28 protein-coding genes and 1 pseudogene are annotated in these 23,073 nt (G+C 45.6%); 15 read left to right on the top strand and 14 right to left on the bottom strand.

The features are described from left to right. Positions 1–126 precede the first annotated feature (126 nt). Positions 127–627 (bottom strand): hypothetical protein, encoded by a 501-nt coding sequence (locus JGK16_RS25580; protein WP_293193177.1) that lies wholly within the window; start codon positions 625–627, stop codon positions 127–129. 82 nt (positions 628–709) lie between these two features. Between JGK16_RS25580 and petN the strand changes: the two genes are divergently transcribed. The 4 genes and pseudogenes from petN to JGK16_RS25560 all read left to right on the top strand — a co-directional run bounded on the left by petN (position 710) and on the right by JGK16_RS25560 (position 2,234). Further along, positions 710–799, top strand: a complete 90-nt coding sequence (petN, locus tag JGK16_RS25575; protein WP_071883976.1) for a cytochrome b6-f complex subunit PetN — start codon at positions 710–712, stop codon at positions 797–799. A 240-nt stretch (positions 800–1,039) separates the two neighbouring features. After that, entirely contained in the window at positions 1,040–1,633 is a 594-nt protein-coding gene (locus JGK16_RS25570) for a DJ-1/PfpI family protein (protein ID WP_293179670.1), read from the top strand. A gap of 89 nt (positions 1,634–1,722) precedes the next feature. Beyond that, positions 1,723–1,949 (top strand): annotated as a pseudogene (locus JGK16_RS25565) (DUF167 domain-containing protein). A gap of 96 nt (positions 1,950–2,045) precedes the next feature. Further along, on the top strand, positions 2,046–2,234 hold the full coding sequence (locus tag JGK16_RS25560; protein ID WP_293179667.1) for a CsbD family protein: 189 nt from the start codon (positions 2,046–2,048) through the stop codon (positions 2,232–2,234). Between the two features lie 113 nt (positions 2,235–2,347). On the opposite strand, the gene JGK16_RS25555 is transcribed toward JGK16_RS25560, so the two are convergent. The 4 genes from JGK16_RS25555 to JGK16_RS25540 form a co-directional block, all read right to left on the bottom strand. Next, positions 2,348–2,602, bottom strand: coding sequence for a DUF4926 domain-containing protein (locus tag JGK16_RS25555; RefSeq protein ID WP_293179663.1), 255 nt, complete (start codon positions 2,600–2,602; stop codon positions 2,348–2,350). Between the two features lie 10 nt (positions 2,603–2,612). Then, complete coding sequence (locus JGK16_RS25550) at positions 2,613–2,852, bottom strand: DUF6883 domain-containing protein (protein ID WP_293179660.1); 240 nt, start codon at positions 2,850–2,852, stop codon at positions 2,613–2,615. A 338-nt stretch (positions 2,853–3,190) separates the two neighbouring features. Then, on the bottom strand, positions 3,191–5,179 hold the full coding sequence (locus JGK16_RS25545; protein ID WP_293179657.1) for a calcium-binding protein: 1,989 nt from the start codon (positions 5,177–5,179) through the stop codon (positions 3,191–3,193). A 461-nt stretch (positions 5,180–5,640) separates the two neighbouring features. Next, a complete protein-coding gene (locus JGK16_RS25540) occupies positions 5,641–6,774 on the bottom strand; it encodes a cob(I)yrinic acid a,c-diamide adenosyltransferase (RefSeq protein ID WP_293179654.1) in 1,134 nt (377 codons plus the stop codon). A 229-nt stretch (positions 6,775–7,003) separates the two neighbouring features. Between JGK16_RS25540 and fraC the strand changes: the two genes are divergently transcribed. From fraC to larE, 5 genes are all read left to right on the top strand, one after another. Next, complete coding sequence (gene fraC / locus JGK16_RS25535) at positions 7,004–7,522, top strand: filament integrity protein FraC (protein ID WP_293147226.1); 519 nt, start codon at positions 7,004–7,006, stop codon at positions 7,520–7,522. Positions 7,523–7,527: 5 nt separating this feature from the next. After that, a complete protein-coding gene (locus JGK16_RS25530) occupies positions 7,528–8,526 on the top strand; it encodes a DUF5357 family protein (RefSeq protein WP_293179651.1) in 999 nt (332 codons plus the stop codon). Positions 8,527–8,878: 352 nt separating this feature from the next. Then, positions 8,879–9,652 (top strand): ABC transporter permease, encoded by a 774-nt coding sequence (locus tag JGK16_RS25525; protein ID WP_293179648.1) that lies wholly within the window; start codon positions 8,879–8,881, stop codon positions 9,650–9,652. Between the two features lie 157 nt (positions 9,653–9,809). Beyond that, entirely contained in the window at positions 9,810–10,694 is an 885-nt protein-coding gene (locus tag JGK16_RS25520; RefSeq protein WP_293179645.1) for a Uma2 family endonuclease, read from the top strand. Positions 10,695–10,795: 101 nt separating this feature from the next. Beyond that, positions 10,796–11,623 carry an ATP-dependent sacrificial sulfur transferase LarE gene (larE, locus tag JGK16_RS25515; protein ID WP_293179642.1) on the top strand — a complete coding sequence of 276 codons (828 nt, stop codon included), beginning with the start codon at positions 10,796–10,798 and terminating at the stop codon, positions 11,621–11,623. Here larE and JGK16_RS25510 read toward each other — a convergent pair whose 3' ends face one another. Both JGK16_RS25510 and JGK16_RS25505 read right to left on the bottom strand, forming a co-directional pair. Further along, positions 11,624–12,082 (bottom strand): hypothetical protein, encoded by a 459-nt coding sequence (locus JGK16_RS25510; RefSeq protein ID WP_293179639.1) that lies wholly within the window; start codon positions 12,080–12,082, stop codon positions 11,624–11,626. It abuts the gene before it with no gap. A 5-nt stretch (positions 12,083–12,087) separates the two neighbouring features. Further along, positions 12,088–12,411: a polymorphic toxin type 24 domain-containing protein gene (locus JGK16_RS25505; RefSeq protein ID WP_293179636.1), complete on the bottom strand. Its 324-nt coding sequence runs from the start codon at positions 12,409–12,411 to the stop codon at positions 12,088–12,090. Positions 12,412–12,564: 153 nt separating this feature from the next. On the opposite strand from JGK16_RS25505, the gene JGK16_RS25500 reads away from it, so the two are divergent. Next, positions 12,565–13,257, top strand: coding sequence for a GDSL-type esterase/lipase family protein (locus JGK16_RS25500; protein WP_293193176.1), 693 nt, complete (start codon positions 12,565–12,567; stop codon positions 13,255–13,257). Between the two features lie 238 nt (positions 13,258–13,495). Here JGK16_RS25500 and JGK16_RS25495 read toward each other — a convergent pair whose 3' ends face one another. Continuing rightward, the gene (locus JGK16_RS25495) at positions 13,496–15,367 is read right to left on the bottom strand and encodes a polysaccharide biosynthesis/export family protein (RefSeq protein ID WP_293179630.1); all 1,872 of its coding nucleotides are present in this window, start codon (positions 15,365–15,367) and stop codon (positions 13,496–13,498) included. Positions 15,368–15,668: 301 nt separating this feature from the next. Here JGK16_RS25495 and JGK16_RS25490 point away from each other — a divergent pair, with 301 nt between their 5' ends. The 4 genes from JGK16_RS25490 (at position 15,669) to JGK16_RS25475 (ending at position 19,291) form a co-directional block, all read left to right on the top strand. Continuing rightward, positions 15,669–16,358 (top strand): class I SAM-dependent methyltransferase, encoded by a 690-nt coding sequence (locus JGK16_RS25490; RefSeq protein ID WP_293193175.1) that lies wholly within the window; start codon positions 15,669–15,671, stop codon positions 16,356–16,358. Between the two features lie 94 nt (positions 16,359–16,452). Further along, on the top strand, positions 16,453–17,457 hold the full coding sequence (locus tag JGK16_RS25485) for an endonuclease NucS domain-containing protein (RefSeq protein WP_293193174.1): 1,005 nt from the start codon (positions 16,453–16,455) through the stop codon (positions 17,455–17,457). Positions 17,458–17,740: 283 nt separating this feature from the next. Then, the gene (locus JGK16_RS25480; RefSeq protein WP_293193173.1) at positions 17,741–18,379 is read left to right on the top strand and encodes a histidine phosphatase family protein; all 639 of its coding nucleotides are present in this window, start codon (positions 17,741–17,743) and stop codon (positions 18,377–18,379) included. A gap of 144 nt (positions 18,380–18,523) precedes the next feature. Further along, a complete protein-coding gene (locus JGK16_RS25475; protein ID WP_293193172.1) occupies positions 18,524–19,291 on the top strand; it encodes a YebC/PmpR family DNA-binding transcriptional regulator in 768 nt (255 codons plus the stop codon). Positions 19,292–19,471: 180 nt separating this feature from the next. On the opposite strand, the gene JGK16_RS25470 is transcribed toward JGK16_RS25475, so the two are convergent. The 6 genes from JGK16_RS25470 to JGK16_RS25445 form a co-directional block, all read right to left on the bottom strand. Then, complete coding sequence (locus JGK16_RS25470; RefSeq protein WP_293179612.1) at positions 19,472–19,693, bottom strand: type II toxin-antitoxin system HicB family antitoxin; 222 nt, start codon at positions 19,691–19,693, stop codon at positions 19,472–19,474. After that, entirely contained in the window at positions 19,690–19,947 is a 258-nt protein-coding gene (locus JGK16_RS25465; protein ID WP_293179609.1) for a type II toxin-antitoxin system HicA family toxin, read from the bottom strand. The genes JGK16_RS25470 and JGK16_RS25465 overlap by 4 nt, the downstream gene beginning before the upstream one ends. A 64-nt stretch (positions 19,948–20,011) precedes the next feature. Continuing rightward, complete coding sequence (locus tag JGK16_RS25460; protein WP_293179606.1) at positions 20,012–20,332, bottom strand: helix-turn-helix domain-containing protein; 321 nt, start codon at positions 20,330–20,332, stop codon at positions 20,012–20,014. 19 nt (positions 20,333–20,351) lie between these two features. Further along, the gene (locus JGK16_RS25455) at positions 20,352–20,798 is read right to left on the bottom strand and encodes a helix-turn-helix domain-containing protein (protein WP_293179603.1); all 447 of its coding nucleotides are present in this window, start codon (positions 20,796–20,798) and stop codon (positions 20,352–20,354) included. 79 nt (positions 20,799–20,877) lie between these two features. Beyond that, entirely contained in the window at positions 20,878–21,102 is a 225-nt protein-coding gene (locus JGK16_RS25450; protein WP_293179600.1) for a type II toxin-antitoxin system HicB family antitoxin, read from the bottom strand. Between the two features lie 51 nt (positions 21,103–21,153). After that, complete coding sequence (locus tag JGK16_RS25445; protein WP_293179597.1) at positions 21,154–21,384, bottom strand: type II toxin-antitoxin system HicB family antitoxin; 231 nt, start codon at positions 21,382–21,384, stop codon at positions 21,154–21,156. A 228-nt stretch (positions 21,385–21,612) separates the two neighbouring features. Here JGK16_RS25445 and purB point away from each other — a divergent pair, with 228 nt between their 5' ends. Next, positions 21,613–22,908, top strand: a complete 1,296-nt coding sequence (gene purB / locus JGK16_RS25440) for an adenylosuccinate lyase (RefSeq protein WP_293193187.1) — start codon at positions 21,613–21,615, stop codon at positions 22,906–22,908. The last annotated feature ends 165 nt before the right edge of the window (positions 22,909–23,073 follow it).

Raw genomic sequence — 23,073 nt, 5'->3', positions numbered from 1 at the left:
CTTGCCTGTTCAAAAAAATTCTGGGCGGGCTAGAAGCCCACCCCACAAGATAATTCATTGCTTGTGGAACAGGCATCTTGCCTGTTCAAAAAAATTCTGCCTGATTTGAGTAAAATCCGATCGCACTCAAGAATCAAAAGGTTTAATCAACGATCGCCCGTTAGCGAAGCCCTCAAAGACGATCGCCCAATCCAACACCAAACCTGCGATCGCAAACAATACCACACTCTCGACCCCAACCACCGCAAACGGTAATAACTCCTGCAAACCCGGCATTTTCCCCGCCTCAAAAGACAATCCAGCATCCAACTGTCCAAAAGCCCGCACCAACCCAAAAGCCAACACCACGCCAGATTTAAGCTGTGGGTTAGTATCGCAGCGAATCGCATAGCGGTAAGTCACGCCGAACAAAAAACCGCCCAAAAATGCCATCAATCCTTTGAATCCAAAATTTAGGCCAAATTCCCTGACCTGCAAACCCGCCAGAGCATCCCACCTCTGGGCTAAGATTAAGCTGTTAACAAGGGCGATCGACCCAAAAGCCAGCAAACAAGAAAAAGCAGCAACACTCGCTGCTTTCAAAGATTCTACCCGCTCAGCGGGACTAAAATTTGACGAGTCCTTCACAGCGCCCTCATTTCAAAAATAGCTCAAATTGACTTATGATAAGCTTTGGAGTCACTTTGTACAGTTTGTTCAATAAATAGCTATGGATATTTTGTCACTCGGTTGGGTTTCGGTGCTAGTTTTGTTCTCCTTCTCAATTTCAATGGTAATTTGGGGCCGCAACGGTTTCTAAATTCCAGAATAGCTGGCGGGGCAGGCTTTTTAACTGCCCTGCATTTTTTTTTAATCCTATTTAAGCAAATACGCTTGGGTTAAAACTGTTTATTCCTCGGAGATCCCCCTAAATCCCCCTTAAAAAGGGGGACTTCGCAGCACCTTCTTGTTCCCCCCTTTTTAAGGGGGGCTAGGGGGGATCAGCCTTATCTAAAGCCTATTGCTATTTAAGCAAATCAAAATAACAGGACTTACAAAAATGACTGCCAAAAAAATCTTAATGCTAGTCGGCGACTTTGTAGAAGACTACGAAGTAATGGTTCCATTCCAAGCATTGCAAATGGTAGGTCACACCGTCCATGCAGTCTGCCCCGACAAAGCCGCAGGTCAAACAATTCGCACCGCAATTCATGACTTTGAAGGCGATCAAACCTACAGCGAAAAACCCGGTCACAACTTTACTTTAAACGCAACTTTTGACGAAATTAACGCCGCAGACTACGACGCTTTGATTATCCCTGGAGGACGATCGCCAGAATACATCCGCCTCAACGAACAAGTGCTGCAAATTACCCGCTACTTTGCCAACAGCAAAAAGCCGATCGCATCTATTTGTCACGGATTGCAAGTCCTCACCGCCGCCGGCGTACTCGAAGGCAAACGCTGCACCGCATATCCAGCTTGCAGCCCCGACATACTCCGGGCTGGTGGCAAATATACCGAAGTTCCCGTTACCGAAGCCGTAGTCGATGGCAACTTAGTCACAGCCCCCGCATGGCCTGCACATCCTAACTGGTTAGCTGAATTTCTCAAAGTTTTGGGAACAAAAATCGAACATTCAGATAGTCATTAGTTATTAGTTATTAGTTATTAGTTATTGGTTATTGGTTATTGGTTATTGGTTATTGGTTATTGGTTATTAGTTATTGAGTTGTTAGTCACATGAAAAATTTTGCAGTCAAAGTTAAAACTAATTCCAAACAGCAAAGCATCCAAGAGCAACCAGACGGCAGCCTGACAGTACACCTCAAATCCCCGCCCGTGGATGGAAAAGCCAATAAGCAGAGTTAATCGTGCTGTTGGCGAAAAAGTTTAAAGTGCCCAAATCGGCGATCGCAATTAAATCCGGTCTTTCCTCCCGCAATAAACTTGTCGAAGTTCCGATTTAACCAATCTTTAGATAGATATCTAAATCTTTCTCAAGATAGATTAAGACTCAGCTTTTAATTTATACAGTAGTAGTTGTAAGGTTAGGAGAAAAAATTATGACCATTGAAAATAGAGTCGAAGCAACTGCCAAGAATATCGAAGGCAAAATTCAAGAAGCTGTGAGCGAAGTTACAGGCAACCAGAAAGATAAATTAGAAGGTCAAGCCAAGCAGGACGAAGCATCAGCAATTCACATGAAAGAAGACCTCAAAGATAAAGCCAAAGAGATTGTAGACCGAGCATAAAGTATTTCTTGCGACAAGTTTCCTGCCTACTAAATCCCGCAAATAACATATCGTTTGCGGGATTTTTTTTAGAGATACTTTTTGTAGATTAGAAAAATCATTGCTGGCAAAATCTATCGGCTAACTGCCCCTACAGATTCTACTAAATCATAATGTAAAAGCATTAATTTTGTAGCGAGGATTGTTTCCATTGCATAAGTTGTGCCATCTTGATGAGAAAATTCTACCTCAAAAGCACTGCCATCAAATTCCATCACGACTGTTCCCACTTGTCCTTTATATAATTTAATGATTTGTTTTGTTTCAAAATGGGTTGCTTCTAAATCTTCAGTTAAAGCAACAATATCTAAGCCCTTAATTTTTTTCATTGTTTTTACCTCACTTTTTGACGGGATAACAACTTGTCAATCTGGGGAAAGTTTCACCTGAGCGGACGATCCAAGCTGCTAGAATCAGAGATTCACCTACTTCGGTTTTCAGCAAGAATTTCATGTTGTAATGTGTTCCGTATTCATTGTTTTTCTGAATAACAACATCTTCGTTAATAGCAGCTTCTTTTAAAGCCTGTTTGAGAATTTCACCATTTTTCAGGGTAATGCCTAACTTACTGGCAAACAAAATATAGCGGTTCGAGCTCCCATATGAGGTATGTTGTTGGGCTTGGGCCCTCTTAGTTTAAGGAATGATTGATTGGTGGCAAAATCGATCGGTGAATCTGCCCTTCCTTTTAATGCCAATGTTATAAAAGCCCGATGCCCCATCCCTCCGCTTCGCTCCGCCCAATGCCCAATTCCCAATTCCCAATTCCCAATTCCCCATGCAATAAAAAAGCTAGGGATTCATATCCCTAGCTGGAAACATAGCACAATTAGTTTTTAGAGTTGGCGCGGGCGATGGCTTACGCCCCGCTACGCTACGGCTTTTTCCAAACCGACTCCCACCCGCTGCCACCTAAATTAAATCAGGGTAATATCAGTCGCCGTCAAGCCTGGTCGGCCGTTCAGCAGTGCCAGTTGAATTGGTGCTTGGCCGCCAGCACCGTCTTGGTCGTACAGCAAGCGACCTGTGGAACCTTCGTAAACGAGGACTGCTTGTCCTGGAGTTGCTCCTGCAGGAGTCAGATCGTTGTTGTAAGTTCCGGTTTCCACCTGTAAGAACGCCCTGGAAGAAGGTCGATTTGGCAGACTATTGTCAAATGGTGGTAACAGGAAGGAGTCGAAGTTCAATACCAACTTGTCACGGCCGACTTCAAAATCGCCGATTTGGTCTGGGCTGCTACCCAGGCTACCGTTGGCGTTGATCGTGACGCCCTCGCCGAAGTTGTTGTAGTAGAAGCTGTCATTGCCGGCGCCGCCAATCAGCGTGTCTGCACCGGGCCCGCCACCGAGAGAGTCGTTGCCGTCTCCTGCGAGCAAATAGTCGTTCCCAAAGCCGCCCAACAGCGTGTCGTTTCCGCCGCCGGCATTTAAGGTGTCGTCCCCGTCAGATGTCGATCCAGTAGGAAGACTGCCGGGGCCGCCGAACAGTATGTCGTCGCCAGCACCGGTAGTGATGACATCAGTACCGTTGCCGCCAATGATGAAGTTGGAACCTAAGGTATCGGTAATGAGGTTTGTCGATGTGGCACCGGCAAAGTTGACACTGGTGGCGTAGGAGATAAAGTCGTTACCAGCAAAAGAGCCAACCAATCGATCGCGTCTGCTACCAAACACGATCGTGTCACTTCCTTCACCACCGTTCATGAAGTTTGTGACGGTGCCGGTGGTAGTAAGGTTAGTGCTGGTGTTGCCAAGTAACAGATCGTCACCCAGGCCGCCGTCAAGAGTAATCAGCGCAGTAGTAGTACCGATCGCAAAAGTGGTGGCATCGATCGTATCGTTGCCATCTCCACCGAAGGCTTGATTAAAGATGCCGCTCAAGCTGTCATTGCCACCGCCACCGATCATGCTATCACTCGCAAAAGCTGCAACGATCGTGTCGTTACCATCTTCGCCATTGAGCAAGTTGCGACCCGCGAAGCCTGGAAATGAACTCGACGCGCCTACGCTGGAAAGTGCAGACACCGTAGACGACTTGATGAAGTCATCGCCTGCGCCTCCCAATGCCGTATCCTGAGTAGCAAAAACCGTGATCGTGTCGTTACCAGCACCGCCGTCCAACAAGTTTTTGCCGGTACCAAAGTCGCCGATACCGCCTAGGAGAGAATCGTTGCCCTCACCGCCGAGCAAGGTTGTTTTCTCAATGCCGATCGTGATGACGCTCGAAGAAAACGGACTCGACTGGGTACTGTTGAGAATGACTAAGGTGTCGTTGTCTAGGTCGCCGGAAAGATAGCTGTTGCTGGCCACACCGTATATTGTGTCGTTGCCTTTACCGCCGATCAGAGTATCTTTCTGATTGATACCTACAACAAAGTCGTCGCCCAAGTCTCCGCGCAGGAAGTTGCTGCCTTGATTGCCACCGGCACTGCCGCCGATGCGAAGACCGAGGTTGTTGCCGCCGCCTGCGATGAAGAAGCCGAGGGAGTCATTGTCCTTACCACCGTAGAGGGTGTCTCTTCCGAGGGCGCCTCCGAGCATCGTATCTGCGCCCTGATTACCAAACATCAGGTTGCCATCGACTGTGCCTTGGAGCAAGTCATCTCCCGCACCGCCCAACAGCGTCGAATTGCGGCTTTGAGCAATTACGGTGTCACTGCCTCCATCGCCCGACAGGAAAACCCGCTCGCGCTGGCCTACTAATGAATCTTCGTCAGGGCCACCGTATAGGCTATCGTTGGGGCCGACGGAAATTAGAGTATCGTTATCGCGTTCGCCAAATATTAAGCTGCCGCCGAGGGTAGAAGTTGTAATTAAATCCCCCCCCGCTCCGGCAAAGATTGTATCCGGGCCCAGTCCCGGAGTGTTTAAATTAGTTTGATCGGAATTGTCAGTTAACGTTGTCATACAGCTTCACTCCTCTACTTGTTGGTCATCGCTTGTGCGACTACAGACACTGCCTAGAACACCGAATGTTTGGATGCCGCTGTAGTTTAACCTGTTTGCCAGCCGCAAGTCTAGCCTACTGGTGTTAACCCTGTCTAGACTTTCTCCCTCGCGGACTTTTTGCTTGTAAGCTTTTATTTTCAATGTCTTCACCCTTTAATAATCCTTGTGCAATGTCTCATGTGCTCACGCTCAAGAAGACGCGGCTCATATTCTTAATGTTCCATTCTCGATTGGCGCTCGGGGATCGCCTCCGGGGAAGGAAATTAAAGATTAACAAGGGTCGATCGCGCGATCGCCAGACAAAGAAAAGTGAGAGATTGGTTACTTGGTTACAACGCTTTGTGGCAATTTCCGGTTTCCCAGGCAGGGCCGTCTTTAAATAATTCTGGCTCGGATTGAACTCCGCACCGCTCTGGGGTCTAAAAGTCTACACCCCGCTTTAGTTCTACGCCCCGATCGCCGTAGTGTTTGTGACAGTATACCTCCGAGTGTACGCTTGCCAAGTCAAAGTAACCATGGGGTTTGTGGCAGCGCCCGGTGATAATGATTTCTGTATCGCGGGGCTTTCGCAGCAGGGCTTCGACGATCGGCTCTACCGGCAGCAGTTCTAAGTCTACTGTTGGATTGAGTTCGTCGAGAATGATCGTTTTATACCAGCCGCTGGCGATCGCCGTTTTGGCGATTTCCCAGCCGCGTTCTGCCTCGATGCAATCTAACTCTTGCTGTTGCCCCCGCCAAACTATAGCATCTCGGCCACACCGCTGGTGGTCTACTAACTGCGGGTAACTTTGCCGCAAAGCTGCGATCGCCGCATCTTCTGTATAGCCACTACCACCTTTGAGCCATTGTACAATTAAGACGCGGTGAGATTGGTCTTGGCTGATACCCTTACCTATTGCCTGCAAAGCTTTCCCCAATGCGCTCGTAGATTTGCCTTTGCCCGCTCCTGTGTATATTTCGATACCTGAAATATTGTGTTCGGCCGCTGCGGGGTGATAGTGGGGCTTCATTTCTGAGTGCAAGTCGGCAATATCCAGCAAAGCTTCGGGGGCCGCTCGGCCAGTGGCGATTACTTCTAAATATTCTGGTTTGTTTTTGAGGGTTTGGACTACTTCGTCCACTGGCAGCAAACCCAAGTCCAATACGGGGTTTAGTTCATCTAGAACTACTACAGAATAAAGCTCGCTGGCGATCGCTCCTTTGGCGATATCCCAGCCTCGCTGGGCTTCTGTGCGATCGAAGCGGGTGATTGCTTCGGCCCCAAAATATTCGGCTCTGCCGGTACGCACTTGATCGATCAAGTGGGGAAATGCCCGTTGCAGGGCTTCTATTGCCCCGTCTTCGTCGTAGGAGCGGCCGGGCCCTTTCAAAAATCGCAGCAACAAGACTCGCGTGGGCGAGTCAGAATTAATACCCAGCCCGATCGAGCGCAACACTACTCCCAAAGCTGCCTGAGACTTGCCTTTACCAGCGCCGTCGTAGACGTGAATCTGACCCGCGATGCGTTCTGAGCGAGATGACGCTGTCCGAATACCAATGCCATTCCTTACCATAATCCGCACTTATTTTAGTCTGTCTCGGGGTGGGTATTCGATCGCGCCCATTGAATGTTTAATATTTCCCTTCTGTTGGACGATCTCAAAAGATTATAGGATACAACCTCAACCACCTAATGTTCAGAAGGGCGATCGAAGAGGATTAGGGGCTAAAACCTGCGCTCTAGATTATTCCGCTTCTGATGTACAATTAAAATCTAACACGGGCTGATATACCTGAATGCTTATGATTGCGAGTGTTTTCCCATTTCGGACTGTTTTGGTGCAAATTTTAATGATGTTTTTGGCGATCGCGATCGAATCGTGGTTTCTGCAAAAACTACTGAAACTCGGCCCCAAAACCAGCGTTGAATATACAGCCATCCTCAATCTCGCTTGCACTTGCGTGGGTTGGTTAGTTTTCTTCGGCATTGAAAGCGTTATTTCCAAAGAATGGCGAGAAGAACTTATCGGTTATATTTTATTAGGCGGAGGTCAGAATACTTACTCTGCAATAACTGCGATTGCCCTCTCGGTATTGGCAATCACTTTTCTCGCCAAATGGCAGGGACTAGAATTCATAGAGAACATGGTTTCTGGTAACAAAAAAGCTTCCAAACCTCAGTTTTTGGGGCCGCCAACTCTCAGCCGCCGTCCTCCCAAAAAAACTTTTCGAGTAACTACCCAGTTTGGGGCAGTTTTAATCGCCCACACTGTTAGCAATTTCGTTATTTTAACCGTATTGTTTTTGCAAAGCGTCAATTGAAATCTATGATGAAGCAATTTTTGGATGTGACTCAGCAACTCACGAAGCTGACTAACAACCTTTGGGAAACCAATAAAAAATTTCAAAAGGCGATAATTCCGCCTAAAGTTGTCCACTGGAAGACGCCTTTACTGCTCAGCATATTTTTAGCTTTGCTGACGGTGGCGGCAATCACAGACTGGCCGACAAGAACTCTGATGTTTGATATGAGCTGGTTATTTTTTACACTGTCAATGGGTTTGCTGACCAGCCAGCAACCTTTTACGATTAAAAAAGTAAGTCTGAGTCCGTGGGTGACCAGCATCTTAATTGGCTTGTGGTTGCTGATCCGATTGCCGTCAGATAGGAAGGAAATAGCATGGATATCCGGCCCAATTATAGCAGTAATAATTTTGGGTGTAATAGAGATTTGGAATAGCGAGTCAAAACGGGAAGGTATCAGATCGTTAGTGCGGCCTCAGTTTTTGATGATTACTCTCATTCACCTGCTGATTTCCTGTTGGTTTGGATTTCACTTTTTAATTCAAGGTTGGATAGAACAATATCCGAGCGTTTTATCGCAGGATTTGAGGAAAAGCGATTATGTGGTGACATTTCAACAGCCAACTATTAATCGCTCCCGAGGAGTGGTCATCCTCAATGCAATGGATCGATACCTGCAAAATGAAGCTCGCACAAAACCGTGGGCGCAGGTAGAACAAATGTTAATAGATATTGACAACGAGCGATTTTTTCTGAAGAATCAAGCGTTAAAAACAATTCGGGTAGTCCCAGAAGATGCGAGCTGGGAGGTCAAAACTTCGATCGTCCAAGGAGAGTCCCGCTATCAGTTACAGATGCAGGCAACTTGGCTGGGGCTGGTGTTTAGACCCGAAATATATTCGTTGACCAAATCTTGCGAGGTGATCGATGTAGGCAATAGAGCGACTGTAACCTGCGACACTACCAAACCCTCTAAACCTGGACTGAAAAAAGATGGAACTTCGGGAGACAGTCAAGTTTGAGCTTGTCTCTGGCCGTTAGGAGAGGGGGAGATAAGGGAGATGGGAGAGGGGGGAGAGGGGGAGAGGGGGAGAGGTGTAGGTTTTCCACTGGCAAAACCCAGCAAATCTAGACATTGCAAAGGTTTTGGGCTTTGGCTTGGCGGGAATCTCAAACTCTTATGGGATAAGGCTTTTACCAAAAAACCTACACCCGTCGGGATGGGAAGAGGGGGAGATGGGAAAAATCCTCTTTCTTCACCCTTGACTTCTACCCTCAACATCCATCCGTTACATCCGTTAAAAAATCCGTTGCCGAACTTCCCTCTTCCTTGCACTAAAATATGGCTAAAGTTGACTGCGGGTTAATAACTAGATGAATTTGAGAAGAATCTTGACAGTCGCGACTAATGTATATTGGGAAGTAATTCGCGATCGCATCCTTTACTTAATTATTATTTTTGCTCTGTTGATGGGAGCCTCGGTGCGCTTGATACCGGAATTGGCAGCGACAACCGAAAATAAAATTATCTTAGATATTGGTTTGGCTGCGATGAGCATCCTGGGTATAATTGTCACAGTCTTTGTGGCTACCGGACTGGTCAACAAAGAAATTGAAAAGCGGACTGTTTACCTGTTAGTTGCCAAGCCGATAAGCCGGGCTGAGTTAATTGTGGGCAAGCACTTAGGGATGTCGGCGGTGCTATTCGTTCTGGTAGCAGCAATGACTGTCATCTATCTGGTTATTCTGAGTTTGAGTCGCATTCCTTACCCTTTGGGCAGCATTTTAATCGCTTCGCTGTTCGTGTGGTTTGAGCTGTGCCTCATGGCCGGTGTGGGGATTTTATTTGGAGTTTTTAGCAGTTCGCTGCTGGCTACTTTACTGACATTTAGCGTTTATTTGATGGGACACTCGACGCGGGATTTAGTGGCTTTTGGCAAGTTAACTAAAAATCCTGGCATTGAACAATTGATGATGGGACTTTATCTAGTTTTGCCTGATTTAGCCCGGTTCAATTTGAGAAATGATGCTGTTTACGGACAAGTACCTTACTTGGCGGGTTTGATTACAGATGCGGGCTATGGTTTGCTGTATGTGGTGCTGCTGCTGTCAATTGCGATCGCCATATTTTCGCGTCGAGAATTTTAAAATATAGATTCCGCATTGTCAGCGGTAATTGTTTGCTGGAAGAGTCCTCGCTGCAAACGAATTTGATTGTGGAATTAGCACGCTAAGATATAGAGAAGGTTGTCGATCGCCAATCTCGACTAAAAGTCAAACTTTTATTGGTAAAATGAGGTGACTTATGACTGCTGTAATTCACAAACCGATATCGCAGCTAAAAATTACCTGGCCGCTGCTTCCCGATGATTTTATTCTACCAGATGACCCCGTGGAAAATATAGAACATCCTTTAATCTCTAACGGTTTGCGCCAGTCTGTAGTGGATTCCCCGGAACTAATCCAAGATGCACTCATAGTTTCTAATTTTGCTTTGTGTGCTGCTGTGGACGATCGCACTATTTGCAAAGCCCCAGACTGGATGTACGTGCAACCGGTTCAACCTTGGCCTCACAGCTATCCCCGCCGCAGTTACACGCCTCATACCGAAGGAACAGTGCCTTTTGTAGTGATGGAATTTCTCTCAGCTACTTACGGCGATGAATACTCCGTCGAACACACAGAAGAAATCGGCAAGTGGTTCTTTTACGAACAAGTAATCAAAGTTCCTCGCTATGTCATTTTTCGGCCGCATACAGGCAGAATAGAAGTTTATGCGCTGGAATCCGATCGCTACAACAATCAAGATCCTGATGAAAATGGGCGTTATTTGATACCTGGATTAAATCTATTTTTGGGAGTTTGGGTGGGAACTCGGGAAGGTAGAACAGGAAATTGGCTGCGCTGGTGGAATGCAGACGGAGAGTTGCTTTTGTGGCCGGAAGAACGGGCAGAAGTAGAACGTCAGCGGGCCGAAGCCGAAAGCCAGCGGGCCGAAGCCGAAAGCCAGCGGGCAGAAGCTGAAAGCCAGCGGGCAGAAGCTGAAAGCCAACGCGCCGAAGCTGAAAGCCAGCGGGCCGATCGCGAACAGCAAGATAAAGAGTCCGCCCAAACGCTGTTGGAACAGGAAAGACAGCGCAATCAAGAACTTTTGGCGCGATTGGCAGCCCTCGGTATCGATCCAGAATAACTAAACCCACCTAAAAAAACAGAATATTTAGATCCCCGACTTCGCAGAAGTTGTTGGGGATCTAATATCGATCGCCTTCTACAGTAATCCCAATTGAAATCATGTTAGTGAAAAAACTCGAAGAATTAAAAGACATTTTCGCGCTGATGGAACGAGCGCTGATTGCCTACTCTGGTGGCATTGACAGCACTTTGGTGGCAAAAATTGCTTTTGACGTGTTGGGCGATCGCGCTTTGGCTGTAACGGCTGTTTCTCCGTCTCTACTGACAGAAGATTTGGAAGATGCCCGGATTCAAGCCGCAGAAATTGGCATCGCCCACCAGGAAGTCGAAACTCAGGAAATGGCCAATCCTAATTATACTTCTAACCCGGTTAATCGCTGCTATTTTTGCAAAAGTGAACTGCACGATACTTTGAAACCGCTAGCACTTGCCAAGGGTTATCCTTATGTGGTGGATGGGGTGAATGGTGATGATTTAAAGGATTACCGCCCGGGGATTCAGGCTGCAAAGGAACGGGGCGCGCGATCGCCTTTAGCAGAAGTCGGCATGACTAAATTTGAAGTGCGACAGTTAGCAAGAGAATTGGGTTTGCCTTGGTGGGATAAACCGGCTCAACCTTGTTTGAGTTCGCGCTTTCCTTACGGTGAAGAAATCACCGTTGCAAAGTTGCAAAGAGTGGGGCGCGCTGAACGGTATTTGCGGCAGTTGGGGCTGAAAAATCTGCGCGTGCGATCGGATGGAGATACGGCGCGAATTGAATTGCCGGCCCAGGAGATTCGAGAGTTTGTATTAAATGCGGATTTGCCTGCATTGGTGGCGGTGTTTCAGCAGTTTGGTTTTGTGTACGCGACTTTGGATTTGGAGGGGTTTCGCAGCGGCAAATTAAATCAGGTTTTGCAACCTGAATTGTTGGGGGCGAAGGCTTGATTAATTATCTTGAAAAAATGTCACTACAACCGTGTGTTCGTCCCGATCGCATTTAACTTGAAAACGGCGCTGAGGATAAAGCGATTTTAGGCGACTTTCCCACATCTGAGCTAATGCTTGTCCCAAATACAATAAATTGTCACTGCTAGCGTTTTGGGCACCGGGGAGAATGTCATCAACGTGCTGGTGGTTCATCACCTGCTCAATTGCAGCGACATCATTCCCTAGCTCGATTTTCCACTGTTCGTAGATTTGACTGTTAAAGGCTTCGGACAAAAAGATGCCGCCTTCATGTTCGACAAAATCTGGCCAGAATAGTTTTGTGAAAGCTATGGCAATTTCAATATTAGCAGATCCAAAAAGATAATCCCAGAGTGAAAAATCATCGCCGTTGGCTTTTTTCCATTGCTGGAAATCGATTAGTTTATCTGCATTCAAGGATATTTGTTTGATGAACATAATTTCTAGGGTATTTCATCCAATCTAGCTGGCCTAACTGTTTTCTCAGCTTGCACATAAATGTCTCCTGCTGAGTTTTGGTTGTGTTTGTATTCAACGGCGTGAGGTGTCGGCACATTTGCATGAGCCCTTCCTGTCAAGTCTACTCGCTTAATTGCCCGTCCACTGTCATCGTAGACGATATAGCTGGTAATGTTCTTGCCATCCATGCGGTACAGTAAGTTTTGGGCACTTGCTCCATCTAGAGGAAATCTCCCGCTGACCTGGGTTCCGACGGCTATCAGGGTGCTAGCGGGGATGCCAACTGTCCAGTCAACTGGTTTAGACATAATATTAGTCCTAAATTATTTTACCATCTCAGTTTGATATATGTAGGGGTATTTGGAAATGTACAGAGTACAATTTATAGAAATTTGCACAAATGCTGACGGCTTGTTAAAGCAATAGCATAAACTGAAGTAGCAGCAAGAGTAGCAAGTTTTATGAAAGTTAAATTTAGATTGATCTGGGCCATCTTGGCTTTCTTGTTGTTCGCTTACATCCCGTTTCGGGTGTTAGCGGGCCCGCCACCTGCGGGAGATACAGTGAGCTCTGCCCTGTGGTGGCAAGTTTTGGTGTACAATCAGGTGCAGCAAATTAAAGACGGGCAATATCAAGGTTGCGTGTGGGGCGATTCTATTTCTTCGGCATTGGGCGATTCTTTGGGAGAAAAAAACTTTAATTTTGCGATCGGCGGAATGAGTTCTGTTTCTCTGCTAGAACAGCTTAAACTTGTAGTGCCCCAGGGGTTTACTTGCAAAAAATCAATTTTGGCGATCGGCACAAATGATGCTATGTACGGCATCAGCGACGAGCAGTTTGTCAGCAATTTGAAACAGGCTATCGCAATTATGCGATCGATCGGCACCAAACAGATTATTCTGATTCCTGCTTTTTACTCAACTCTTGCCGCCAGCTACAATCCTAAATTTGCCGGAACAATTGCCAGAGTTGATGAAATTAATGTTCTCATCAATCAAGTTGCCACCGACGAAAATATGACCGTGGAATCTAGTGGCATACAAGCCTTATTTAAGGAAAAAGCTCTAAATGGAGATTTAACGATAGACGGCGTTCACCTCAATGCCAAAGGTTTAGATATATACAGAAAAGTTTTGTTAAATATTTTGAATTAAACTTGACAACTCACACTTTATCTGACATAAGAATATCCTGCTAAACTCTTAATTTTAATTCCGTTTATGCGGACTTGATTTATGTCATTTCAGTGAAGTAGGGTGCGTCATAAAAATGATATTTTTGCTACTTTCCTCACAATCTTAGAAGTGAGGCACCACGGAATCAATGGTGTGTCAGAATTAGATTTTTGTCACGATCGACAATTACTAAACTGACGCACCCTAGCGCTAAATATCAAGGAGTAGTAGTTGGCATAATTTGCTGTGGTTGTAGTTGCTGTAGCTGCTGATTTTGCTGCTGTTGAATTTGAAGTTGCCGATCTTGAAGCTCTATCTGCCGCTGTCTGTCTTCGAGTTGCAAGCGTCTGTCTTCAGCTTGCTGCTGTCTGTCTTCAGCTTGCCGCTGTCTTTCTTCACGCTGTAACTCTCTGTCTAGCAGTCTGTCTTGACGTTGCTCTTGTCTGTCTTCTCGTTGTTCTCGAAGCTGTCTGAGTTGATTTCGCCGATCGAAATCTCCTCCCAAAAATAAGTTCTGAAAAGCGTTGATAGTTGTTTGAAACCCAGTAAAAATTCCGCTAACGCTGCTGATTCCACCTGCAACTCCTGTTATCGGCTGCAAGAAAGTGGCAATATTGTCTGCAACCCTAGTATAGCCCGATCGCGCTACGAGAATCACATCGTTGTTTCGGAGAGTTGGGTTATTGTCAGGATTCAGCCCTTGAGCAAAATCGACATTAATAGTGCGGCGAGTAACAGTACCGTTGGGGTTCAAGCGCAGCAGTTCCACCTTATCTTTTTTAGCCCGCAATTGATTGAAACTACCCGCAGTCAGCAAAGCTTGGTGGAGGGATGTACTAGGTTTAACCTGTAAAGCTCCGGGCCTGATCACTTCCCCTACAATATTGATGCTGATCGCATTTGGAGAGAAACTTGTACTTCCGAGTTGGGCAACTTCAGCTAAGTCTACAGTAGATGCCGTCGGAATAATGACGCTATCTCCTTCTTGCAGTAAAACATCTTGAGTTGCATCACCTTTTTGCAGCAAATCCCACAGATTTACCGTGATAGTTTGTTCAGTCCCACCTCTGATACGGCGGCGGATTTGGACGCGACGAATGTCTGCTTCTGTGGTGATACCGCCAGCAATTTTGAGCGCTCTAGTGATTGTTGGTAGTCCGACAACGGCTCCTCCTCCTTGTTGTTGTTCAATAGAGACAAAACTCAGATCTGTTTGTTGGTTAGTCGATCGCAAATCCGAAGCAGATACAGTATAAGGCCCCGGCCTGTTGACTTCTCCGACAATTACCACGCCAATTGGTTTAGTAATATCAGCGGAAAAACTAGCACTGGCTCTTTGACGGACTTCTTGGGTATTGAGAGCACTTGCTGTCGGTACAAAAATTGTATCTCCATCTCGGATCGTGACATCTTGGCTCAAATTTCCCGTATCTAAAAAATCCTGCAAATTAACAGTAATAAGTTGTTCTGCTCCGCCTCTGCGGGGACGGCGAATTTGGACATTTCGCATATCTCCTGCGGATGTCACCCCTTTAGCAACTTGCAGCATTTCCATCAAAGTTGGAAATTTTACGCCTCCTCCGGTTCCTTCTCTGCTGGCATTAATTTTGTAGGAACCGGGGCGAGTAACTTCACCGGCAACACCTATATTTAGGGGGCGAGTAACCATCAGAGTCACCGTGACAACGGGAACATTGATGAAGGGTTCGTATCGCTTGGTAATGACGGTAGCGGCTTGTTGCAGCGTCAACCCTTGAATTGAGACGCTGCGAATGATTGGTAGATTGAGGGTTCCGTCAACTAAGACTTGATATTCTTTGCTAAATTCAGGGACGCCGAAGATATCTAAAGCAATGCGATCGCCCGGGCCTAAAGTATAAGCCGCTTCTTGTATCAGCGAACCCGAATTGCCGATCCGTGGGAAACTCGAACCCGGAGGCGGTGGTGGCGGTACTCTCGGCCTGTTTTGGTTCCTAGCGGGTGCAGGATTTCTGATGGCAGGCAACTGAGCTATACTGGGCAGCGAACTGCTCAGCACCAGGAGTGCTGACAAACTAAGACTTGTAGCGGTTTGAACGTTATGTTTCATCTTTCTTTCCTGGTTGCAGTCTGCCATTGAACGATCGCAATGCAAGCTAGTTAATTTTAGTTTATTTTCCGTTCTGTCCAGTGTAGCCTCGCTGCCCTGGAAAATCCAGAGGTGGAATCATAAAATTTGTGCGGCAATCGAGTACCTTCTTTATAAAGAAAGCGTAAAGCTAGCCAAATGTTCTCAAAATTATTTATACATAAGTCGGGATGCAAATCAACCCCCCGAAATAAAAGATCTAGAAAAAACGATCCTTCTTTGATGTAAAATATTAATAATTGTATCTGCGGGACAAAGACAAGTGTCACTAAAATTGGAGAAGGTAATTCCCTGGGGACGCTGCTTGGATGAATACATAGGAATGTTTAGCTTGACATCAAGTGACCTCAAGCGAGCAATTCTAGATTGTGCGGGCGGGCCGGCGAGTTTCAATGCCGAAATGACTCGCCAAGGTAACAAGGTGATTTCTTGCGATCCGGTTTATCAGTTTACGGCGGTGGAAATTGGCGATCGCATCCAAGAAACATATCAAACTGTGATTGACGCTGTTAAGGCCAATGTAGACGGTTACCTGTGGAACAGTTTTGAATCACCGTACCAGCTAGGCGAAGTGCGGATGAAAGCAATGCAGGAATTTTTAGCAGATTTTCCCTCTGGCTTGGAGCAAGGCCGCTACCTGACTGCTGAGCTGCCTGTTTTGCCCTTCGATAACGGTCAATTTGATTTAGCTTTGTGCAGCCATTTCTTATTTGCTTATTCTCACCTGCTTTCGGAAGAATTTCATCTAGAAGCAATTATGGAAATGTGTCGGGTTGCTAAGGAAGTGCGAGTGTTTCCGCTGTTGCAAAGTTTTAGCGGAGAGGAATCTGAGCATTTAAATCCGATTATTGCCGAATTGAAAAATAGAAATTTTCGTGTGGAAGTTCAAGAGGCTCCCTATGAGTTTCAAAAAGGTGGAAATAAGATGCTGCGAGTTAGGGGACAAATGTAACTTACCGGGCGAATGGAATTCGCGGCTATACAAACCATGTCCGCCTCCGCGGACTCAAAGACAATAGTTACTATATTCATATACCCAGGTCAAAATGCTCAGCAGCGCAGCCTTAAGGAAAACAGGGACAGGGTGGGAATTTGTCAGCGAAGAGGCTTTAGAGGATTTTGTCGAAGCTCATCTGGAGAGTTTGCTAGGCTTGACAGTCATCAAGCGACAATTCACTATCAACGAACAAAGATGCGACATCATCGCAGTTGATGACAATAAAAGTTTAGCAGTGCTGGAGTTGAAAAATGGTGAAGATCGATATATCGTCCAGCAGTTAACTCGTTATTATCATGCTTTGCTAGAGAGCAAACCTTTTGCCAACCAAGTAAACTACGATCCCCCTGTTCGTTTAGTCGCGATTGCGCCTATTTTTCACAGGGATAGTTTTACTGATAGGAAGTACAATCATCTACTTTTACAGTTTTTAGAATTTGCGATAGTTCCTGAGGGGGATAATTTATATCTCCATTTGAAAGATGTAGATACTGGGCATACTTCACAACTAGAGATTACATATCAAGAAATAGAAAGTACGGATAATATACGGAGTCCACCCAGAGAGTTTCGGAATCTACTCAAGAAGTTTATTGATGATGAACAGCAGGTAATCTGGAGAATTCGGGAGAAGATTCTCAGATTTGACACCCGTATACAAGAAATAATTTGCTCTAAAAGCATTAGCTATGGTAAAGGTAAAAGTAAACTATGCGCTCAGATTTGTGTAGATAGAAGAGCTGGGGAAGGTTATATTAGACCAGCACTCATGTTATGGCTACCTCTTTCCCCTTGGATCGATAACTGTAACAGGGTTGGGAGAATGGCAATTTATAACCGAAAGAGGAATGATGCTTTATCCCTGAGCAAAATAGATGAGTATTCTTATCTTCGCCACTGGCCGGTGGGTTCTCGTTATTCTGCTTCTGATTCGCAAGTTCTGACCTGGGATTTAAAACACTATGTAACTGAGATAAGTCAGCAAAATAAAGAATCTAATCCTCTGGATTATTTGGTAAATTTATCCTTGGAAAAATGGCGGGAAACACTTTAAGGTAAAAAATCATATAGCACCCATAATTTCTTGCCAAAATCACCATCCATCTGCGTCTATCTGCGTGCATCAGCGGTTAAAAACTTATATCAATAGCTTGACAAAAAATCAAAATTACCTAATTTTGATATAAATGGACTTACGCATGGGTGGCCAGAAACCGGGTTTTTCCCGAAAATGCTGCGCTGTAGTCCACAGATTAAATAAAAAACCCGGTTTCTTCGATCGCGTGGTGCGTAAGTCTAGATTATATTACATATAGAAACCAAAACATAAAATTCTCATGCCGCAAACAGTCTGGATCGCACGCCACGGAAACCGCATCGACTTCGTAAACCCCGACTGGTTTCTCACCGCAGAACACCGCTACGATCCCCATCTTTCCGAAGACGGTCACATTCAAGCCAAACAACTCGCCAATCGCCTCAAAGGTGAAGGAATTTCTCACATTTTCGCTTCCCCTTTTCTGCGAACTGTCCAAACAGCAAATCACGTTGCCGAAGCTCTCGATTTGTCAATTAAACTAGAGTGGGGAATCTGCGAATGGCTGAATTCTGACTGGATGACAGAAATGCCGGAAACTGAATCTGTCGAGGATTTGTGTCGGCGTTTTCCCAGGATAGATGCTTCCTACAAAGGCGGTATTGCTAATTATCCCGAAACAGGGGAAGCTTGTCTCAAAAGGGCGGGGGAAACTGCTAAACGCCTCGCTGCTGAGTTTCCCGAGGATATGTTATTAGTAGGTCACGGTGCGTCGGTTTTGGGAAGTGCGATCGGGCTGGTGGGCGATGCAGAAACTGAAATTAATGCTTCTTTGTGCTGTTTGGTGAAAGTGGTGCGGGACGGGGGCGAATGGTCGATCGCACTTAATGGCGATACTTCTCACCTCACGGACACTGAAACCGTTGTCCGCTTTAATTAAAGTTGAGATTCGTGCAAAAAATTGCATTATATGGTATGTGTACGGATTGTGCAGTACACGCCCTGCGTTAATCTCGTCTGTGAAAATCTGAGTGCTATCATTTAATGTCGATCGCACATTTTAAATCAAAAATCTTAAATAGGTATGGCAGGACACAGTAAGTGGGCGAATATTAAACGCCAAAAAGCTAGAGTTGATGCTGTTAAAGGCAAGGTTTTTGCCCGAATATCTCGCGAAATTATTGTCGCCGCCCGCAGCGGAGTTCCCGATCCCGCTGGCAATTTTCAACTGCGGACAGCTATTGAAAAAGCCAAGGCGGCGAGTATTCCTAATGAAAACATAGAAAGGGCGATCGCCAAAGGTGCCGGTTTAGCCGGAGGTAGTTCCGAATTAGAAGCCATTCGCTACGAAGGTTACGGCGTTGGCGGAGTGGCGATTCTGATTGAAGCGCTGACAGACAACCGCAACCGCGCGGCGGCTGACTTGCGAGAAGCTTTTAGTAAAAATGGTGGCAACTTGGGCGAAACTGGTTGTGTGGGGTGGATGTTCGACCACAAAGGAGTTTGTACAGTACGCGGCCCCATTGATGAGGAACAATTGTTTGAAGCATCCCTAGAAGCCGAAGCCGAATCCTACGATTTGATATCAATTGATGAGGATACTGAAGGTGCAGAAGTTTTTACAAGTGTGCCTAATTTGGAAAAACTGGCTGATGTTTTGAAACAAACAGGTTTTGCAGTTTTACAGTCAGAGACTCGCTGGATTCCGAGCAATACAGTGGAGATAGACACTCCTGAAAAAGCTCGATCGCTCCTTAAGTTAATGGACGCCTTGGAAGATTTGGACGACGTGCAAAGTGTGACCGCTAATTTTGAAATGACCGATGAATTGATGTCCTCAATTATGATTTAAAATCCCAAGGTTCGTAGTCAGGACTTTAGTCCGCATCAGGTTCATAGCAAAATTTGAAGGTTACTAGAACAATTACGGCTTTGTCGGAGTATGAAAGTTCGATCGCGAATTATCTGGGAGAAGCAGTCCAGTACCGGATGGGCGATCGGATGCAGTAAGGGGGATTTGTGCGATCGTTTGTCAAGTAGTAAGTTGATATATTGCGGGTCGGTATTTTGGTTCGGGAATGGGTTTTCCCGCAGTTGTTGCAGCTTCCAGCCATGCTGTTTTAGCAATCTGTACTTCCTGCAAAGCTAATTCTGGGGTTTCCCCAAAAGCGGAACAGTATTTTAAGTCGGGAATATCGGCAATATAGCCTTCATCTTCGTTGCTGTAAAAAATATTGATGTGATAGTCTTTCATGGTTGATCATCCTCTATTGTGAGAGCGTATTCCTCGATTATCGCTAAGAATTGACGGACTTGATAGGGTGTCACCTCGCCTTTCTTATTTTGAATGTTAACAATTTCTGGCACTTCAGGATGATTGAATATGTGATGGCTGCCACTGACTCTCGCCAGACTAAAGCCAAAGGCTTCAATCAGTGTCACCATTTCATTAAACTTGATGTTTTTTGACCCAGATAGCACCTTTTCTAAAATTTTACGCTTTTTCATCGCTCGCTCTTGATTGTACCTGGAATTTTAGGGTTTATTGATGCTGCTTGCAATCATAACATTCTTAATCTTGAACTATATCGTGTATTCGTGCTTCGTAAAATCCTTCCTCTTGAAGAAATTGAGTTAATTCCTTAAGTCCTTGGCGACGCTTGACTTTTCGCTGTTCTTGATAAATGATTAAATCCTTCAATTGAATTCGCCGATGGGAACCTACTTTGACACAAGGAATTGCTCCTTCATCTAGCAACTTGACAAGAAATGGTCGCGATACATTCAGGATATCGGCAGCTTGCTGCGTCGTCAGTTCGCGATTGTGAAGAATATCAAGCAAATATAGGGAAAACAAAAGACAAGCATTAAGTAGAACAGCAACTTTAGCCATATTAAAAAGTGAATTAATCCTATTCCTCGTATAAACCAGCTTCCTCAGTCATCTCGATTAGCTGGTCTAATAGTTTACGGCGCTTTCTGTCTCGCTGTTCTTGATAAATGATTAAATCCTTAAATCGAATCCTCCGATGGGAACCTACTTTGATATAAGGAATTGCTTCTTCATCTAGCAACTTGACTAGAAAAGGTCGCGATACATTTAGGATATTAGCAGCTTGTTGTGTTGTTAATTCGCGATTGTGACGAACGATCGAAACAGCCCGATTAGATGCCATCGCCTGCACAGCTTGATGCAGGATGTTGCAGACTGATTCGGGAAGGAGAATCTCTTCTCCGTTACTGGTGACTAATTTTGGCTGTGCGGATTCTCGGCTGAGTATCTGTGCTAATTGTGCTATAGATTCTTGTTCTTTTTCTGGAGGCAAAACAGACTCTGGCGATGCTTTTTGCTTTAACATAGCAAGATGTATTTTGATTGTTTTCTTGACGATAACACTTTTCACGGCGTAAACGCAATATCCGAAATAATCAAAATATTCAAACAGCCTGAAATAATCGTTCTAGCTTCTTAGTTACGGGCAATGGTTTACCTTCAGCTTGACAACTCTCAATTAGTAACTCCAGTACCTCTCGTGCATTGTAGATAGCTTCTTCATAAGAATCTCCGTGAGTTACCGGCTGCATTACATCCTCAAATTCAGGCAAAAATACGACAAAGCATCGATCGCCTTCCGACCATTGGATAACAACTGTATATTTCATGGTTCTGTCTCCTCTGCTTCGATTTGGCCAATTTTCCTCAATTATTTCGTTTTACGCTATCTGTAATCGTTTCCCCAACGTCTGAGGTTCTGGTAGAGGTTTGCCATCTTCTTGATAGAGTTCAATCAATGTTTCTAACAATTCTTGTCCGTGTTTTGCCGCTTCTTCGTAAGTGTGTCCGTGAGTGCAAGGCTGCATGACATCGGTAAACTCAGGTAAGCTGACAACAAAAAGTTGATCCTCTTTTGACCACTGGATAATGAGACTATAATTGCTATTCATTTGGAACCCTTTATAGGCGAATAGAGAAGAATGCCAGCTAATGAGGTTTAGGATATTGTAGCCGATCGCCCAAACGACAAAAACCGAGTTGATTTAAGAAACCGGGTTTTTACCAAATCTGCGGGCTACAACAAAGTATTTTCGTAAAAAACCCGGTTTCTGGACTTCCTGACTCTTGCATCCCCACACAGATGTACAATGGTGAGACCGAATTCCCCAACGACCACCGTGATTGACCGCTACACTCTGCCCGAAATGGGCAACATCTGGACTGAAACCGCCAAACTCAAAAGCTGGCTACAAGTAGAAATTGCTGTCTGCGAAGCTCAAGCCGAACTCGGCTACATCCCCGCCGCCGCAGTCGAAGAAATTAAAGCTAAGGCTAATTTTGACCCCAAACGAGTCCTCGAAATTGAAGAGGAAGTTCGCCATGACATGATTGCTTTCTTGACAAATGTCAACGAATATGTAGGCGATGCCGGCCGCTACATTCACCTCGGTTTAACCAGTTCCGATGTGCTCGATACTGCTTTGGCGCTGCAATTAGTCGCCAGCGTCAATATCTTGTTAGAACGTGTCGAAGATTTGAGCCAAGCTATTCGCTATCAGGCCCAACAACACCGCAATACTGTGATGGTTGGCCGATCGCACGGAATTCACGCCGAACCCATCACCTTTGGCTTTAAACTAGCAGGATGGCTGGCTGAAGTCCTTCGCAACCGCGCCCGATTGGTGAATTTGCGATCGTCGATCGCAGTTGGCAAAATCTCCGGTGCAGTCGGAACCTATGCTAATATCGATCCGCGCATCGAAGCGATCGCCTGTCAAAACCTCGGACTCGAACCCGATTGTGCATCGACTCAAGTCATTTCGCGCGATCGACACGCCGAATACGTCCAAACCTTAGCATTGTTAGCCGCATCGATCGAACGTTTTGCAGTCGAAATTCGCAACCTGCAACGCACCGACGTGCTCGAAGTCGAAGAATTCTTCTCCAAAGGGCAAAAAGGCTCATCCGCCATGCCCCACAAACGCAACCCGATTCGATCGGAAAGACTCACAGGGATGGCGAGAATTGTCCGCGCCAACGCCGTCGCAGCCTTAGAAAATGTGGCGCTTTGGCACGAAAGAGACATTTCTCACAGTTCCGTAGAACGGATGATTTTGCCCGACAGTTCTACAGTAACTCACTTCATGTTAGTGGAAACCACAGACTTAGTAAAACACCTGCTAGTCTATCCCGAAAATATGAAGCGAAACATGAATCTTTACGGCGGAGTTATCTTCAGTCAGCGCGTGATGCTAGCCTTGGTAGAAAAAGGAATGAACCGTGAAGAAGCATACAAAGTTGTGCAATCTTGCGCTCATGAAGCTTGGAATAAAGCTGAAGGCAATTTCTACAATTTGATTGCTAAGGACGATCGCGTTACTGCTAAGATGACGAGCAAGGAAATTGATGATTGTTTCGATCCGCAGTATCAATTGAGGCACTTAGATTTAGTATATCAGCGGTTGGGAATTTAAAATTTTTTTGAATTTCCGACTTTGGATAGGCCCAACTTGCCCACCAAGTTTCTCTGCGATATATTGTACCAAATTCGGTTTTGAGATCCCCTTGATTCTTCAGTCCGCGGAGGCGGACTTTGTATGTGTAGAAGCGATTTCAATCGCCGATTCAATCGCCGATCG

Source organism: Microcoleus sp. PH2017_09_SFU_O_A, assembly GCF_020738625.1.
In the GTDB taxonomy this organism is placed as follows: domain Bacteria; phylum Cyanobacteriota; class Cyanobacteriia; order Cyanobacteriales; family Microcoleaceae; genus Microcoleus.
Note: the sequence above shows the minus strand (reverse complement) of the source record. Positions and strands in the feature narration are given on the sequence as shown.

Bases quoted from the DNA above. Each gene is read 5' to 3' on its own strand.
- JGK16_RS25570 (WP_293179670.1), top strand. From the start codon at position 1,040: ATGACTGCCAAAAAAATCTTAATGCTAGTCGGCGACTTTGTAGAAGAC.
- JGK16_RS25450 (WP_293179600.1), bottom strand. From the start codon at position 21,102: ATGAAATATACAGTTGTTATCCAATGGTCGGAAGGCGATCGATGCTTT.
- JGK16_RS25445 (WP_293179597.1), bottom strand. From the start codon at position 21,384: ATGAATAGCAATTATAGTCTCATTATCCAGTGGTCAAAAGAGGATCAA.
- JGK16_RS25495 (WP_293179630.1), bottom strand. From the start codon at position 15,367: ATGAAACATAACGTTCAAACCGCTACAAGTCTTAGTTTGTCAGCACTC.
- JGK16_RS25530 (WP_293179651.1), top strand. From the start codon at position 7,528: ATGATGAAGCAATTTTTGGATGTGACTCAGCAACTCACGAAGCTGACT.
- JGK16_RS25460 (WP_293179606.1), bottom strand. From the start codon at position 20,332: ATGGCTAAAGTTGCTGTTCTACTTAATGCTTGTCTTTTGTTTTCCCTA.
- petN (WP_071883976.1), top strand. From the start codon at position 710: ATGGATATTTTGTCACTCGGTTGGGTTTCGGTGCTAGTTTTGTTCTCC.
- JGK16_RS25505 (WP_293179636.1), bottom strand. From the start codon at position 12,411: ATGTCTAAACCAGTTGACTGGACAGTTGGCATCCCCGCTAGCACCCTG.
- JGK16_RS25480 (WP_293193173.1), top strand. From the start codon at position 17,741: ATGCCGCAAACAGTCTGGATCGCACGCCACGGAAACCGCATCGACTTC.
- JGK16_RS25455 (WP_293179603.1), bottom strand. From the start codon at position 20,798: ATGTTAAAGCAAAAAGCATCGCCAGAGTCTGTTTTGCCTCCAGAAAAA.
- JGK16_RS25555 (WP_293179663.1), bottom strand. From the start codon at position 2,602: ATGAAAAAAATTAAGGGCTTAGATATTGTTGCTTTAACTGAAGATTTA.
- JGK16_RS25510 (WP_293179639.1), bottom strand. From the start codon at position 12,082: ATGTTCATCAAACAAATATCCTTGAATGCAGATAAACTAATCGATTTC.
- larE (WP_293179642.1), top strand. From the start codon at position 10,796: ATGTTAGTGAAAAAACTCGAAGAATTAAAAGACATTTTCGCGCTGATG.
- JGK16_RS25465 (WP_293179609.1), bottom strand. From the start codon at position 19,947: ATGAAAAAGCGTAAAATTTTAGAAAAGGTGCTATCTGGGTCAAAAAAC.
- JGK16_RS25560 (WP_293179667.1), top strand. From the start codon at position 2,046: ATGACCATTGAAAATAGAGTCGAAGCAACTGCCAAGAATATCGAAGGC.
- JGK16_RS25500 (WP_293193176.1), top strand. From the start codon at position 12,565: ATGAAAGTTAAATTTAGATTGATCTGGGCCATCTTGGCTTTCTTGTTG.
- JGK16_RS25540 (WP_293179654.1), bottom strand. From the start codon at position 6,774: ATGGTAAGGAATGGCATTGGTATTCGGACAGCGTCATCTCGCTCAGAA.
- JGK16_RS25525 (WP_293179648.1), top strand. From the start codon at position 8,879: ATGAATTTGAGAAGAATCTTGACAGTCGCGACTAATGTATATTGGGAA.
- JGK16_RS25520 (WP_293179645.1), top strand. From the start codon at position 9,810: ATGACTGCTGTAATTCACAAACCGATATCGCAGCTAAAAATTACCTGG.
- fraC (WP_293147226.1), top strand. From the start codon at position 7,004: ATGATTGCGAGTGTTTTCCCATTTCGGACTGTTTTGGTGCAAATTTTA.
- JGK16_RS25545 (WP_293179657.1), bottom strand. From the start codon at position 5,179: ATGACAACGTTAACTGACAATTCCGATCAAACTAATTTAAACACTCCG.
- JGK16_RS25485 (WP_293193174.1), top strand. From the start codon at position 16,453: ATGCTCAGCAGCGCAGCCTTAAGGAAAACAGGGACAGGGTGGGAATTT.
- JGK16_RS25475 (WP_293193172.1), top strand. From the start codon at position 18,524: ATGGCAGGACACAGTAAGTGGGCGAATATTAAACGCCAAAAAGCTAGA.
- JGK16_RS25470 (WP_293179612.1), bottom strand. From the start codon at position 19,693: ATGAAAGACTATCACATCAATATTTTTTACAGCAACGAAGATGAAGGC.